The following is a 401-nucleotide window of genomic DNA, read 5'->3' on the forward strand; positions in this document are numbered from 1 at the left end:
AAGGTGGTACAAAAATGAGCCAAGAAGAGCTAGTAAAAAACGGCATGAACACTTCCATTGTTCACGTTGACTTCATGATTGGGTCTGACAAGATGGATATCGATGGGATTAAACAAGATGGCACGGTCGTTCCTATTTTCCGTAATGGTGACTGGACATTTTAACTATTGTCTTGTGAGGAAAACATCCCAATAATTGGGGTGGCTCTTACTTGAAAGAACTGTTATACTAGTTTCATAACTGAATGATAAATCGCAATACATGGAGGAGCCTGTCACTAAGGCCCCTTCATGTATTTTTTTGTTCAGAAAACTGTTTAACGGGAGGAAACTTGTGTTTATTTTACAAATAGTTATTATTTTACTCGCAACAAAATTAGCTGGTCAGTTAAGTATTCGATT

At 37.2% G+C, this 401-nt stretch carries 1 protein-coding gene; it reads left to right on the plus strand.

The window, feature by feature from the left end:
* Nucleotides 1-14 precede the first annotated feature (14 nt).
* Complete coding sequence (locus AB3U87_RS22430) at nucleotides 15-164, plus strand: aminopeptidase (RefSeq protein WP_394150652.1); 150 nt, start codon at nucleotides 15-17, stop codon at nucleotides 162-164.
* Nucleotides 165-401 lie beyond the last annotated feature (237 nt).

The sequence above is a fragment of the Erwinia plantamica genome, assembly GCF_043420595.1.
Taxonomy (GTDB): Bacteria; Pseudomonadota; Gammaproteobacteria; order Enterobacterales; family Enterobacteriaceae; genus Erwinia; species Erwinia aeris.